The organism is Pseudomonas sp. MF6767, from assembly GCF_016405475.1.
Taxonomy (GTDB): domain Bacteria; phylum Pseudomonadota; class Gammaproteobacteria; order Pseudomonadales; family Pseudomonadaceae; genus Aquipseudomonas; species Aquipseudomonas paracarnis.
Genome location: NZ_JAEKCY010000006.1, coordinates 239,776 through 254,106 on the forward strand (window position 1 = coordinate 239,776; position 14,331 = coordinate 254,106).

At 59.7% G+C, this 14,331-nt stretch carries 13 protein-coding genes; 8 read left to right on the top strand and 5 right to left on the bottom strand.

Annotated features, from left to right (window positions below; translation table 11 throughout):
* Positions 1 to 11 precede the first annotated feature (11 nt).
* Positions 12 to 296, bottom strand: a complete 285-nt coding sequence (gene cspD, locus JFT58_RS12830; RefSeq protein ID WP_054899045.1) for a cold shock domain-containing protein CspD — start codon at positions 294 to 296, stop codon at positions 12 to 14.
* 225 nt (positions 297 to 521) lie between these two features.
* Between cspD and clpS the strand changes: the two genes are divergently transcribed.
* Positions 522 to 890 carry an ATP-dependent Clp protease adapter ClpS gene (gene clpS / locus JFT58_RS12835; RefSeq protein WP_005789091.1) on the top strand — a complete coding sequence of 123 codons (369 nt, stop codon included), beginning with the start codon at positions 522 to 524 and terminating at the stop codon, positions 888 to 890.
* Positions 891 to 919: 29 nt separating this feature from the next.
* Positions 920 to 3,190, top strand: coding sequence for an ATP-dependent Clp protease ATP-binding subunit ClpA (gene clpA / locus JFT58_RS12840; RefSeq protein WP_003192090.1), 2,271 nt, complete (start codon positions 920 to 922; stop codon positions 3,188 to 3,190).
* Positions 3,191 to 3,435: 245 nt separating this feature from the next.
* Here the strand turns inward: clpA and infA are convergent, their stop codons facing one another.
* From infA to aat, 3 genes are all read right to left on the bottom strand, one after another.
* On the bottom strand, positions 3,436 to 3,654 hold the full coding sequence (infA, locus tag JFT58_RS12845; protein WP_002553999.1) for a translation initiation factor IF-1: 219 nt from the start codon (positions 3,652 to 3,654) through the stop codon (positions 3,436 to 3,438).
* A 100-nt stretch (positions 3,655 to 3,754) separates the two neighbouring features.
* On the bottom strand, positions 3,755 to 4,462 hold the full coding sequence (locus JFT58_RS12850; protein ID WP_054899046.1) for an arginyltransferase: 708 nt from the start codon (positions 4,460 to 4,462) through the stop codon (positions 3,755 to 3,757).
* Between the two features lie 56 nt (positions 4,463 to 4,518).
* Positions 4,519 to 5,199 carry a leucyl/phenylalanyl-tRNA--protein transferase gene (aat, locus tag JFT58_RS12855; RefSeq protein WP_054899047.1) on the bottom strand — a complete coding sequence of 227 codons (681 nt, stop codon included), beginning with the start codon at positions 5,197 to 5,199 and terminating at the stop codon, positions 4,519 to 4,521.
* Between the two features lie 476 nt (positions 5,200 to 5,675).
* Between aat and ftsK the strand changes: the two genes are divergently transcribed.
* From ftsK to cysG, 6 genes are read left to right on the top strand one after another with little or no spacing between them, the layout of a single operon-like run.
* Positions 5,676 to 8,084 (top strand): DNA translocase FtsK, encoded by a 2,409-nt coding sequence (gene ftsK, locus JFT58_RS12860; protein WP_032896677.1) that lies wholly within the window; start codon positions 5,676 to 5,678, stop codon positions 8,082 to 8,084.
* Positions 8,085 to 8,138: 54 nt separating this feature from the next.
* A complete protein-coding gene (lolA, locus tag JFT58_RS12865; protein WP_003174700.1) occupies positions 8,139 to 8,762 on the top strand; it encodes an outer membrane lipoprotein chaperone LolA in 624 nt (207 codons plus the stop codon).
* Between the two features lie 27 nt (positions 8,763 to 8,789).
* Positions 8,790 to 10,115 (top strand): replication-associated recombination protein A, encoded by a 1,326-nt coding sequence (locus tag JFT58_RS12870; protein ID WP_034127878.1) that lies wholly within the window; start codon positions 8,790 to 8,792, stop codon positions 10,113 to 10,115.
* A complete protein-coding gene (gene crcB / locus JFT58_RS12875; protein ID WP_054898297.1) occupies positions 10,112 to 10,486 on the top strand; it encodes a fluoride efflux transporter CrcB in 375 nt (124 codons plus the stop codon). The genes JFT58_RS12870 and crcB overlap by 4 nt, the downstream gene beginning before the upstream one ends.
* A 15-nt stretch (positions 10,487 to 10,501) precedes the next feature.
* Complete coding sequence (serS, locus tag JFT58_RS12880) at positions 10,502 to 11,782, top strand: serine--tRNA ligase (protein ID WP_034127876.1); 1,281 nt, start codon at positions 10,502 to 10,504, stop codon at positions 11,780 to 11,782.
* Positions 11,783 to 13,177 (top strand): siroheme synthase CysG, encoded by a 1,395-nt coding sequence (gene cysG, locus JFT58_RS12885; RefSeq protein WP_054898296.1) that lies wholly within the window; start codon positions 11,783 to 11,785, stop codon positions 13,175 to 13,177. It abuts the gene before it with no gap.
* Positions 13,178 to 13,302: 125 nt separating this feature from the next.
* On the opposite strand, the gene JFT58_RS12890 is transcribed toward cysG, so the two are convergent.
* Positions 13,303 to 14,298, bottom strand: coding sequence for a glutathione S-transferase family protein (locus tag JFT58_RS12890; RefSeq protein ID WP_054898295.1), 996 nt, complete (start codon positions 14,296 to 14,298; stop codon positions 13,303 to 13,305).
* Positions 14,299 to 14,331 lie beyond the last annotated feature (33 nt).

Genomic DNA, 14,331 nt, shown 5'->3' on the forward strand with positions numbered 1-14,331 from the left:
CAGTGCTTTGTTCAGAAGCTGGTCAGGCCTGCTTGCTTTTCTTGTCTTGATTTGTGACCGTGCGCCGCGCCGTTTTCTACAGCAGGCGTGGTGGTGATGCCTTTGATATTCACCGCATGCAAGCCCTTTGGGCCCTGGGTAATGTCAAAGGATACCGGTTGACCCGCCTTCAGCGTTTTGTACCCATCCGCCTGGATCGCTGAGAAATGCGCAAAAAGGTCTTCTTGCTTGCCGTCTTCATTAATGAAGCCGTAACCCTTGGCATTGTTGAACCACTTGACCTTACCACTAGCCATTCCCTTATCCCTCTGCACCAGACTCCATCACTGGAGTATCATCCTGTCTATCCGTCCTAACCCGAATAAATAAGGTTGACTGCGCGGACCTTTTTTACCCACTGTGGGCTCTATTTGTTGTAACACCGTTTCGCCGATAGTCAAGGTGACCCAAGAGTCAGAGTTGAAATTCTGACAGGTCGCCCCCACCACTGTAATTGAACCACTGACGAACCTTTCTTTCCCATGCATGCAAACAGCCAGATTCGACTAACATTCAATCAGGATCGCCCGGATCAGGAACATGACGACGACGGTTCTGCAGGCATTGCTGTTCAGGAGGCCAAGCCTGCTTTACAGGCGCCGCCGATGTACAAGGTGGTTTTGTTCAATGATGACTACACACCGATGGATTTCGTCGTCGAAGTGCTCGAGGTGTTTTTTAACCTGAACCGCGAGTTGGCGACCAAGGTAATGCTGGCCGTTCACACAGAAGGACGGGCAGTATGTGGAGTGTTTACCCGCGACATCGCCGAGACAAAGGCCATGCAGGTCAACCAGTACGCCAGGGAAAGCCAGCATCCGCTACTCTGTGAAATCGAGAAGGACGGTTAACGCCGACCACTTGGGTATGAGGTGAAGCTATGTTAAACCGCGAGCTCGAAGTCACCCTCAATCTTGCCTTCAAGGAGGCTCGTTCGAAGCGTCATGAATTCATGACCGTCGAACACCTGCTGCTGGCACTTTTGGATAACGAAGCTGCCGCCACCGTTCTACGTGCGTGCGGCGCCAACCTCGACAAGCTCAAGCATGACCTGCAGGAGTTTATCGACTCCACCACGCCACTGATCCCCGTGCATGACGAGGACCGCGAAACCCAGCCAACCCTGGGGTTCCAGCGGGTATTGCAGCGTGCTGTGTTCCACGTACAGAGCTCCGGTAAGCGTGAAGTCACGGGCGCGAATGTGCTTGTGGCAATTTTCAGCGAACAGGAAAGCCAGGCCGTGTTCCTGCTCAAGCAGCAGAGCGTTGCCCGTATTGATGTAGTCAATTACATCGCCCACGGTATCTCTAAAGTGCCTGGGCACGGCGATCATTCCGAGGGTGAGCAGGATATGCAGGACGAGGAGGGTGGTGAGTCTTCTTCCTCGAGCAATCCGCTGGATGCCTATGCCAGCAACCTCAATGAAATGGCGCGCCAGGGGCGGATCGATCCGCTGGTGGGGCGTGAGCATGAGGTTGAGCGTGTAGCGCAGATCCTTGCGCGTCGTCGCAAGAACAACCCGTTGCTGGTGGGCGAGGCGGGCGTGGGTAAGACCGCGATTGCCGAAGGTCTGGCCAAGCGCATTGTCGACAACCAGGTGCCAGACCTGCTGGCCAGCAGTGTCGTCTATTCCCTTGACCTGGGCGCGTTGCTCGCCGGGACCAAGTACCGTGGCGATTTCGAGAAACGCTTCAAGGCGTTGCTCGGTGAGTTGAAAAAGCGTCCACAGGCCATCCTGTTCATCGACGAGATCCATACCATCATTGGCGCCGGTGCAGCTTCCGGTGGGGTGATGGACGCTTCCAACCTGCTCAAGCCGCTGCTGTCCTCGGGTGATATCCGTTGTATTGGTTCGACCACGTTCCAGGAATTCCGCGGCATCTTCGAAAAAGACCGTGCCCTGGCGCGTCGCTTCCAGAAAGTCGACGTGTCCGAGCCGTCGGTTGAAGACACCATCGGTATCCTGCGCGGGCTCAAGGGGCGTTTTGAAGCGCACCATGGCATCGAATACACCGATGAGGCCTTGCGTGCGGCGGCTGAGCTGGCGTCGCGCTACATCAATGACCGGCATATGCCTGACAAGGCCATCGATGTGATCGACGAAGCGGGTGCCTATCAGCGCCTGCAGCCGGTCGAGAAGCGCGTGAAGCGCATCGACGTGCCTCAAGTCGAGGACATCGTGGCCAAGATCGCGCGGATTCCGCCAAAACACGTCACCAGCTCCGACAAGGAGTTGCTGCGTAACCTGGAGCGCGACCTCAAGCTCACCGTGTTTGGCCAGGATGCGGCCATCGACTCGCTGTCCACGGCGATCAAGTTGTCGCGTGCTGGCCTCAAGTCGCCGGACAAGCCAGTCGGTTCGTTCCTGTTCGCAGGCCCGACCGGCGTCGGCAAGACCGAGGCGGCTCGCCAGTTGGCCAAGGCCATGGGCATCGAACTGGTCCGTTTCGACATGTCCGAGTACATGGAGCGCCACACTGTGTCGCGCTTGATCGGTGCGCCTCCGGGCTATGTCGGCTTCGACCAGGGCGGCCTGTTGACCGAAGCGATCACCAAGCAGCCACATTGCGTATTGTTGCTCGATGAAATCGAAAAGGCTCACCCGGAAGTCTTCAACCTGCTATTGCAGGTCATGGACCACGGGACCCTGACCGATAACAACGGGCGCAAGGCAGACTTCCGCAACGTGATCGTGATCATGACCACCAACGCTGGTGCCGAAACCGCGGCGCGGGCTTCGATCGGCTTTACGCATCAGGATCACTCCTCCGATGCCATGGAAGTGATCAAGAAGAGCTTCACGCCGGAGTTCCGCAACCGCCTGGACACCATTATCCAGTTTGGTCGCCTCAGCCATGAGGTCATCAAAAGCGTGGTGGACAAGTTCCTCACCGAGCTTCAAGCGCAGTTGGAAGACAAGCGCGTGCAGCTGGATGTGACGGAAGCGGCCCGCAGTTGGATCGCAGAGGGCGGCTACGATGCGGCAATGGGCGCACGCCCAATGGCGCGTCTGATCCAGGACAAGATCAAGCGGCCACTGGCCGAAGAGATCCTGTTCGGCGAACTCTCCGACCATGGTGGGGTGGTACACATCGACCTGAAGGACGGCGAGCTGACCTTCGAGTTCGAGACCACGGCTGAAATGGCCTGATCGTTAGCTGCAACATTGCAAAAGGCGCCGAAAGGCGCCTTTTTGCTGTCTGAAATACGATTTACGAGACAGTGACCGTCAACTGTGGGAGCTGGCTTGCCTGCGATGGCGGTCCTTCAGTCGCACATCGTTAACTGGCCCACCGCTATCGCAGGCAAGCCAGCTCCCACAGGGTCAAGTGGCGACTGTTAAATCCTGCGCACACAAAAACGCCCGGCATAACCGGGCGTTTTGTATTGACTTGCTTAGCGAGCGCGGTAAGTGATGCGCCCTTTGCTCAAGTCATAGGGCGTCAGCTCGACGCGCACTTTGTCACCGGTAAGAATACGAATGTAGTTCTTGCGCATCTTGCCGGAGATATGCGCGGTTACGACGTGCCCATTTTCCAACTCCACACGAAACATGGTGTTGGGCAGGGTGTCGACGACAGTGCCTTCCATTTCGAAGCTGTCTTCTTTCGACATGCAGTAAAGCCCTCGGTATCCAGTGAATGGCCCGGTGCAACTGCGCCAGGCAAAAGCGGCGTGCATTGTGCCCGAAAAAGGGTCTTCAAGCCAAGGGGTTCTAGTTAAGCGTGACCCATCTTTGATTAATCAGCAGCTCAATGGGTCGATATTGGGTCTTGTAGTTCATCTTTTTGCAGTTCTTGATCCAGTATCCGAGGTACACCGCTTCCAGCTCCAGGTGCAGCGCTTCGCCTATTTGCCAGAGGATGGCGAAGCGCCCGAGGCTGCGGCGTTCTTCGGTCGGTTCATAGAAGGTGTACACCGCCGAGAGGCCGTTGGGCAGTAGGTCGGTCACCGCTACGGCCAGCAGGCGGCCGTCGAGGCGGAACTCGTAGAAACGCGAAAAAGGCAAGTCACGCACCAGGAATGTGGAAAACTGGTCGCGGCTGGGCGGATACATATCGCCGTCGGCATGACGCTGCTCGATATAGCGTTGGTAGAGATCGAAATATTCTTCGCTGTATTGGGGTTTGGTGGCGTGTACTGTCAGGTCAGCGTTGCGCTTGAGAATGCGTTTCTGATTACGGTCGGGCGAAAACTGCGCAACCGGGATACGCGCAGGCACGCACGCGTTGCAGTTCTGGCAATGGGGGCGATACAGGTGATCGCCGCTGCGCCGGAAGCCCATCTCGGACAGGTCGGCATACACATGCACGTCCATGGGCTGGCTGGGATCGAGGAACAGCGTGGTGGCCTGCTCGTCGGGCAGATAGCTGCATGAGTGGGCTTGAGTGGCATAGAACTTCAAGCGCGCCAGCTCGGTCATGATCAACCCTCGGGATAAGCTTTGAAATAAGTGTAAGCCACGTGCGCGAAAGTCGCCTAGGAAACCCACGGCCCAGCGTTGGGTTGGTCCAGATGTTTATGCAGGAAGTCAGCGAAGACGCTGCGGGGTATGCCGCGGGCGCCCAGGCTGTGCAGGTGATCGTTGGGCATCTGGCAATCGATCAGCACAAATCCCCAGGCTTGCAGTTGCCGGGTCAACGTGGCGAAGCCGAATTTGGAGGCGTTGTCGGCGCGGCTGAACATAGACTCGCCAAAAAACAACTGGCCCATCGCCAGGCCATAAAGGCCACCTACCAGTTCGCCCTGGTCCCAGACCTCGACGGAATGCGCATAGCCGCGTTGGTGCAGCTCCAGATAAGCCTTCTGGATACCTTCGGTGATCCAGGTGCCATCGGCGTAGGCACGGGGCGCGGCGCAGGCATGGATGACGGCGGCGAAATCCTGGTCGAAGGTCACGGTATAGCGCTGCTGGCGCAATAATTTGCCCAGGCTGCGGGAAACATGCAGCTCGTCGGGGAAAATCACCGTACGCGGGTCTGGCGACCACCAGAGGATAGGCTGGCCTTCGGAGAACCAGGGGAAGCAGCCATGGCGGTAGGCCTGGATCAGTCGTTCGGCCGACAGGTCGCCACCGGCGGCGAGCAGGCCGTTGGGTTCGCGCATGGCCTTGGCCAAGGGAGGGAACGTCAGGGTGTCGCGTTGTAACCAGGTCAGCATGGCATCCAGGCTTAGGGAAGGGGAGGGGAGTGGCAGGTCATGCACCTGCACCGCAAGCGTTGATTATTGACGACCCTGCGCCATGGGGCCAGCCCGAATAGGCGATTGACGAGTATTAGCATGAACGGGTGTTTCTGCAACTCTGTACACAGGGTGTGGTCGTAATCGGGTCTGGCGCATGCCGGCCATTTGCCAAGCTTGCCTGGATTGCTAAATACAGCTCATAAGCCTTTGTCAGCAAAGGCAATGCATGCTCAAATTGTCCGTGCAGTCAGGTGAAGGGCAAGTGTGTGGCATCGCGCACGCAAACCCGTACAATGCGGCCATTGTGGCGTTATCGCCATTTCACCTATCCGTCACCGGGTGTTAAAAGTAGATTCAGCAACATTCGTTCATTTTTCAACTGCTCCGGATAGAGCAGTCGTGTGTAGTCATTCAACAGATGGACGCGCTAAAGGCGCAGGAATAGACCCGTTTTGAAGAAATCCGCCGCAGCACCTAAAGCAGCAGTCGTACCGGCCTGGCGCCAGCACCTGCATTACCGACTCAAGGAAGGCGCACTGATTGCCATCGGTGCGCTGTGCCTGTTCCTGATGATGGCCTTGCTGACCTATGGCAAGGACGATCCGGGCTGGAGCCATAACAGCAAGATCGATGACGTGCAGAATTTCGGCGGCCCTGTAGGTTCCTACAGCGCCGATATCCTCTTCATGATCCTGGGTTACTTTGCCTACATTTTCCCGCTGTTGCTGGCGATCAAGACCTGGCAGATCTTCCGCCAGCGTCACGAGCCGTGGCAGTGGAGCGGCTGGCTGTTCTCCTGGCGCCTGATCGGCCTGGTGTTCCTGGTGCTGTCGGGCGCTGCGCTGGCGCATATCCACTTCCATGCCCCGACCGGTCTGCCGGCGGGCGCGGGCGGGGCCCTGGGTGAAAGCCTTGGCGACCTGGCGCGCAGGACCCTGAATATCCAGGGCAGCACCCTGATGTTCATCGCGCTGTTCCTGTTCGGCCTCACGGTATTCACCGACCTGTCATGGTTCAAGGTGATGGATGTGACCGGCAAGATCACCCTCGACCTGTTCGAATTGTTCCAGGGCGCCGCCAACCGCTGGTGGGCCGCCCGTGTCGAGCGCAAGCAAATGGTTGCGCAGCTGCGTGAGGTGGACACCCGTGTCAACGAGGTGGTGGCCCCAAGCACGCCGGATCGGCGCGAGCAAGCCAAGGTCAAGGAGCGCTTGATCGAGCGCGAGCAGGCCCTGAGCAAGCACATGTCGGACCGTGAAAAGCAGGTGCCGCCCGTGATCGCCCCGGCACCGCCCAAGGCGCCGGAGCCCAGCCATCGCGTGCAAAAAGAGAAGCAGGCACCGCTGTTCATCGACAGCGCCGTCGAAGGCACCTTGCCGCCGATCTCGATTCTGGACCCGGCCGAAAAGAAACAACTCAACTATTCCCCCGAATCCCTGGCGGCCGTCGGCCACCTGCTGGAAATCAAGCTCAAGGAATTCGGCGTCGAAGTGTCGGTGGACTCGATCCATCCGGGCCCGGTGATCACCCGTTACGAAATCCAACCGGCCGCCGGGGTAAAAGTCAGCCGCATTTCCAACCTGGCCAAAGACTTGGCACGTTCCCTGGCCGTGACCAGCGTGCGCGTGGTGGAAGTGATCCCGGGCAAGACCACCGTGGGTATCGAGATTCCCAACGAAGACCGCCAGATCGTGCGCTTCTCCGAAGTGCTGTCGACGCCGGAATACGACAACTTCAAATCGCCGGTCACCCTGGCGCTCGGCCATGACATCGGCGGCAAGCCGGTGATTACCGACCTGGCGAAAATGCCGCACTTGCTGGTAGCCGGTACCACTGGTTCCGGTAAGTCGGTGGGTGTGAACGCCATGATCCTGTCGATCCTGTTCAAGTCCGGGCCGGATGACGCCAAGCTGATCATGATCGACCCGAAGATGCTGGAACTGTCGATCTACGAAGGCATCCCGCACCTGCTGTGCCCGGTGGTCACCGACATGAAGGACGCCGCCAACGCCCTGCGCTGGAGCGTTGCCGAGATGGAGCGCCGCTACAAGCTGATGGCGAAGATGGGCGTGCGGAACCTGTCGGGCTTCAATGCCAAGGTCAAGGAAGCCCAGGACGCCGGCACACCGCTGACCGACCCGCTGTACAAGCGCGAAAGCATTCACGATGAAGCACCACTGCTGACCAAGCTGCCGACCATCGTGGTGGTGGTCGATGAATTTGCCGACATGATGATGATCGTCGGCAAGAAGGTTGAAGAGCTGATCGCCCGTATCGCCCAGAAGGCACGGGCGGCGGGTATCCACTTGATCCTCGCGACACAGCGGCCGTCGGTGGACGTGATCACCGGCCTCATCAAGGCCAACATTCCGACGCGCATGGCGTTCCAGGTCTCCAGCAAGATCGACTCGCGCACCATCATCGACCAGGGTGGCGCCGAGCAACTGCTGGGCCACGGTGACATGCTCTACATGCCGCCGGGCACCAGCCTGCCGATTCGCGTTCACGGCGCCTTTGTTTCCGATGACGAAGTCCACCGTGTGGTCGAAGCCTGGAAACTGCGCGGCGCGCCCGAGTACAACGACGACATCCTCAACGGCGTCGAAGAAGCCGGCAGCGGCTTTGAAAATGGCGGCGGTGGCGGTGATGACGATGCCGAGACCGACGCTTTGTATGACGAAGCCGTGGCCTTCGTACTGGAAAGCCGCCGTGCCTCGATTTCGGCGGTGCAGCGCAAGCTTAAAATCGGCTACAACCGCGCCGCCCGCATGATCGAAGCCATGGAAATGGCCGGCGTCGTGACCGCAATGAACACCAATGGCTCGCGTGAAGTCATCGCCCCCGGGCAGATGCGCGACTGATTCCGCGCCGCGTGGCAACACGCGGCGTGCCCTGACTACTCAATGAGGACTCCCATGCGCTTTATCCGCATGCTGTTGTTGCCAGCCTTGGCCCTGACCGCTGTTTCAGCTCACGCTGACCCGGCTTCCGTCGCCAGCCTGAAGAACCTGTTGGACAAATCCCAGACCCTCACCGCGCGCTTCTCCCAGCTGACCCTGGATGCCGGCGGCACCCAGTTGCAGGAAACCGCCGGTGAAATGGCCGTGCAGCGCCCAGGGCTGTTCTATTGGCATACCGAAGGCAAGGCGGAGCAGACCATTGTTTCCGACGGCCAGAAAGTCACGCTGTGGGACCCGGACCTGGAACAGGCGACCATCAAGAAGCTCGATCCGCGCCTGAACCAGACCCCGGCACTGCTGCTGTCGGGTGATGTGTCGAAAATCAACGACAGCTTCGACATCACCTCCAAGCAGACCAGCAACGTCATCGAGTTCACCCTCAAGCCAAAATCCAAGGACACGTTGTTTGACACGCTGTCCCTGTCGTTCGGCAACGGCGTGATCAACAACATGCGCCTGGTCGACAGCGTCGGCCAGCGCACCGATATCCTGTTCTCCGGGGTCAAGGCCAACCAGCCGGTGCCCGCGTCCAAGTTCAAGTTCGACATCCCCAAGGGTGCCGACGTGATCCAGGAATAAACTGCCCAGAGGTTTCAAACGCTGCCCATGGATCTGTTTCGAAGTGACCCGATTGCCCAGCCGTTGGCCGCGCGCTTGCGTTCGACCAACCTGGATGAGTACGTCGGTCAGGAACACCTGCTCGCTCGGGGCAAGCCCTTGCGCGAAGCCCTGGAGCAGGGTGCGCTGCATTCGATGATTTTCTGGGGGCCGCCGGGCGTGGGCAAGACCACCCTGGCGCGGTTGCTGGCGAAGGTCTCGGATGCGCACTTTGAAACGGTCTCGGCGGTGCTCGCCGGGGTCAAGGAGATCCGCCAGGCGGTGGAAGTCGCCAAGCAGCAGGCCGGGCAATACGGTAAACGCACTATCCTGTTCGTCGACGAAGTGCATCGCTTCAACAAGTCGCAGCAGGATGCGTTCCTGCCTTATGTCGAGGACGGTACGCTGATCTTTATCGGCGCCACCACCGAAAACCCTTCCTTTGAATTGAACAACGCCTTGTTGTCACGGGCGCGGGTCTATGTGCTCAAGAGCCTGGATGAAGCGGCGATGCGAAAGCTGCTGCACCGTGCCTTGAGCGAAGACAAGGGGCTGGGCAAGCGCCAGCTGAGCCTCAGCGATGAAGGTTTCAAGATTTTGCTGACCGCCGCCGATGGCGACGGGCGCCGCTTTCTCAACTTGCTGGAGAATGCTTCCGACCTGGCCGAAGACGGCGGCGAGATTGGCGTCGACCTGTTGCAAAGCTTGCTCGGTGACACACGCCGGCGTTTCGACAAGGGCGGCGAAGCCTTCTACGACCAGATTTCCGCGCTGCACAAATCCGTACGCGGTTCCAACCCTGATGGCGCGCTGTATTGGTTTGCGCGCATGATCGATGGCGGTTGCGACCCGCTGTACCTGGCGCGTCGGGTGGTGCGCATGGCCAGCGAAGACATCGGCAATGCCGACCCGCGGGCCCTGAGCCTGTGCCTGGCCGCCTGGGAGGTGCAGGAGCGCCTCGGCAGTCCGGAAGGCGAGTTGGCGGTCGCCCAGGCCATCACTTACCTGGCCTGCGCGCCCAAAAGCAACGCAGTGTACATGGGCTTCAAGTCGGCCCTGCGTGCGGCCGCCGAGCATGGTTCCCTCGAAGTGCCGCTGCACCTGCGCAACGCGCCGACCAAGCTGATGAAGCAGCTGGGGTATGGCGACGAATACCGTTATGCCCACGATGAGCCGGACGCCTACGCGGCCGGCGAAGACTACTTCCCCGATGAGCTGGAGCCGCAGCCGTTCTACCAGCCAGTGCCCCGTGGCCTGGAGCTGAAGATCGGTGAGAAGCTCAACCACCTGGCCACCCTCGACCGTCTGAGCCCCAGGCAGCGGAGAAAAACATGATTCCTTTGGTGATCGCCGTCTCGGCGGGAGGTATCGCCGGTACACTGCTGCGCTTCGCCACCGGCAATTGGATCAACGCCAATTGGCCGAAACACTTCTATACGGCGACGCTCGCCGTTAATATCGTGGGCTGCCTGTTGATCGGCGTGTTATACGGCCTGTTTTTGTTACGCCCGGAAGTGCCTGTCGAGGTACGTGCCGGCCTGATGGTTGGCTTTCTTGGCGGCCTGACGACTTTTTCATCCTTTTCACTGGATACCGTGCGCCTGCTGGAAAGCGGGCAAGTGCCGCTGGCGATTGGCTATGCGGCCATCAGCGTATTCGGCGGGCTGCTCGCCACCTGGGCTGGCCTGTCCTTGACCAAACTTTGATAACGAGAGACCGACATGCTCGATTCCAAACTGTTACGTAGCAACCTTCAGGACGTAGCGGACCGCCTGGCATCCCGTGGCTTTGCCTTGGATGTTGCGCGCATCGAAGCGCTGGAAGAACAGCGCAAGACCGTCCAGACCCGCACCGAAGCACTGCAGGCTGAACGTAATGCGCGCTCCAAGTCCATCGGCCAGGCCAAGCAGCGCGGTGAAGACATCGCGCCGTTGATGGCGGATGTCGAGCGCATGGGCACTGAGCTGTCCGATGGCAAAATCGAGCTGGAAGGCATTCAGACCCAATTGGATTCGATCCTGCTGGGCATTCCGAACCTGCCCCACGAATCTGTGCCGGTCGGCGAAGATGAAGAAGGCAACGTCGAAGTGCGCCGCTGGGGCACGCCGAAAGCCTTCGATTTCGAGATCAAGGACCACGTCGCCTTGGGCGAATTGACCGGTGGCCTGGATTTTGAAACCGCGGCAAAAATGTCCGGCGCACGCTTTGCCTTGTTGCGCGGCCCGATTGCGCGCATGCACCGTGCACTGGCGCAGTTCATGATCAACCTGCACACCGGCGAACACGGTTATGAAGAGGCCTACACCCCGTACCTGGTTCAGGCGCCGGCGTTGATGGGCACCAGCCAACTGCCGAAATTCGAAGAAGACCTGTTCAAGATCAGCCGCGACGGCGAAGCCGACCTGTACCTGATCCCGACCGCCGAAGTGTCGCTGACCAATATCGTCGCCGGCGAAATCCTCGACGCCAAGCAACTGCCGTTGAAGCTGGTTGCTCACAGCCCGTGCTTCCGTAGCGAAGCCGGCGCGTCGGGTCGCGACACCCGTGGCATGATCCGCCAGCATCAGTTCGACAAGGTTGAAATGGTCCAGGTAGTAGAGCCGTCGACCTCCATGGAAGCCCTGGAAGGCCTGACTGCCAACGCCGAGCGTGTGCTGCAGTTGCTGGAGCTGCCTTACCGCGTACTGGCCCTGTGCACGGGCGACATGGGCTTCAGCGCCGTGAAAACCTACGACCTGGAAGTGTGGGTGCCGAGCCAGGACAAATACCGCGAGATTTCGTCGTGCTCCAACTGCGGTGACTTCCAGGCCCGTCGCATGCAGGCGCGTTTCCGCAACCCGGAAACCGGCAAGCCGGAGCTGGTGCACACCCTCAACGGTTCGGGCCTGGCCGTAGGCCGTACCCTGGTGGCCGTGCTGGAAAACTACCAGCAGGCGGACGGTTCGATCCGTGTACCTGAGGTGCTCAAGCCTTACATGGCGGGCGTTGAGGTCATCCGCTAAATGGAATTTCTGCCGCTGTTTCATAACCTGCGCGGCAGCCGTGTGTTGGTCGTCGGTGGTGGGGAGATTGCCTTGCGCAAATCCCGGCTGCTGGCCGACGCCGGCGCGGTGTTGCGGGTGGTTGCTCCCCAGATCGAAAGCCAGCTGCGTGAGCTGGTGCTGGGCAGTGGCGGGGAACTGATGTTGCGCGGTTATCAGGAGGCCGACCTGGACGGTTGCACCCTGATTATCGCGGCCACCGACGATGAACCACTGAATGCGCAAGTGTCCAGTGATGCCAAGCGTCGCTGCGTGCCGGTCAATGTGGTGGACGCGCCAGCGTTGTGCAGCGTGATCTTCCCGGCGATTGTCGACCGGTCACCCTTGGTGATTGCCGTCTCCAGCGGCGGTGACGCGCCGGTACTGGCACGGCTGATCCGCGCCAAGCTGGAAACCTGGATTCCCTCAACCTACGGTCAATTGGCTGGGCTGGCCGCGCGTTTTCGGGCTCAGGTCAAAGGTTTGTACCCGGATGTGCAGCAACGCCGGGCGTTCTGGGAAGAAGTGTTCCAGGGCCCGATTGCCGACCGCCAGTTGGCCGGGCAGGGCGAGGAGGCCGAGCGCCTGTTGATCGAAAAGGTCAATGGCGCGCCGCCTTACGCGCCCGGTGAGGTGTACCTGGTGGGTGCGGGCCCAGGCGACCCGGATTTGCTGACCTTCCGTGCATTGCGCCTGATGCAGCAAGCCGACGTGGTGCTGTACGACCGTTTGGTTGCACCGGCGATTTTGGAACTGTGCCGTCGTGATGCCGAGCGCGTGTACGTCGGCAAGCGTCGCGCCGATCACGCGGTGCCCCAGGACCAGATCAACCAGCAACTGGTAGACCTGGCCAAGCAAGGCAAGCGCGTGCTGCGCCTCAAGGGGGGGGACCCGTTCATCTTTGGTCGTGGTGGCGAAGAGATCGAAGAGTTGGCGGCCCACGGCATTCCGTTCCAGGTGGTGCCGGGTATTACGGCAGCCAGTGGTTGCGCGGCCTATGCCGGGATTCCGCTGACTCATCGCGACTATGCCCAATCTGTACGTTTTATTACCGGGCACTTGAAGAACGGTACCTCGGACTTGCCTTGGCAAGACCTGGTCGGCCCCTCACAGACCCTGGTGTTCTACATGGGCTTGATTGGCTTGCCGATCATTTGCGAGCAGTTGATCAAGCACGGGCGTGCGTCGGACACCCCAGCGGCGCTGATCCAGCAGGGCACCACGTCCAACCAGCGCGTGTTCACCGGCACCCTGGCCGACCTGCCGCGCATGGTGGCGGAGCATGAGGTGCATGCGCCGACATTGGTGATCGTGGGTGAGGTGGTGGTGTTGCGTGAGAAGCTCAAGTGGTTCGAGGGCGCTCAATCCCAAGTCTGAACGACTGACCCACTGTAGGAGCGAGCTTGCTCGCGAAAAACTCAAGGACGCCAAGGGCTACCTGATAGCGCTGCGTTATCGTTGGCGTTCTTCGCGAGCAAGCTCGCTCCTACAGGCGGTTTATGTCAGCTCCATACACCTTTGCCGGGCAATGTATGGCGATCATGCTCGCTATCAAACCCCTGCAACGGCCCCTTCGGCACAATCCCCGTCGGGTTGATCGTGCGATGGCTGGCATAGTAATGCCCCTTGATATGCTCGAAATCCACCGTCTCGGCCACGCCTGGCCACTGATATATCTCCCGCAGCCAGTTCGACAAATTCGAGTAATCGGCAATCCGCCGCAGGTTGCATTTGAAGTGGCTGTAGTACACCGCATCAAAACGAATCAGCGTAGTGAACAGCCGCACATCGGCTTCGGTCAGGTACTCGCCGACCAGATAGCGATGGCTGCCCAGGTGCTGCTCCAAATGATCCAGCTCGGCAAACACATCATCAAACGCACTTTCATACGCCTGTTGTGAGGTGGCGAAGCCTGCGCGGTACACGCCGTTGTTCACAGCGGGGTAGATGCGTTCGTTGAGGCTGTCGATGGTCGAATGCAGGGCTTGGGGGTAGAAATCCAGGGTATTGCCGGTCAGCTCATTGAACGCGCTGTTGAACATGCGGATGATTTCCGCCGATTCATTACTGACGATGCGCTTGAGTTTCTTGTCCCACAGCACCGGTACGGTGACGCGGCCGGTGTAGTCGGCAGTATCGGCGGTGTAGCGCTGGTGCATGAAGTCCAAACCGTCCAGCTTGTCACCGCTGGAGCCGTGAGCCTTGTCGAAGGTCCAGCCGTTTTCCAGCATCAACCAACTGACCACTGAGACATCGATCAGGCTTTCCAGACCTTTGAGCTTGCGCAGGATCAGGGTGCGGTGCGCCCAGGGGCAGGCCAGGGACACGTAGAGGTGGTAGCGACCGGCCTCAGCCTTGAAGCCGCCTTCGCCACTCGGGCCGGGCGCGCCATCGGCGGTCACCCAGTGGCGGCGTTGTGCCTGTTCCCGTTGAAAAGCGCCGTCTGCGCTACTTTCGTACCACTGGTCTTTCCACTGTCCTTCGATCAATAAACCCATGACTGGCTCCCTTGGCTGATAAGCGTTGGAGCC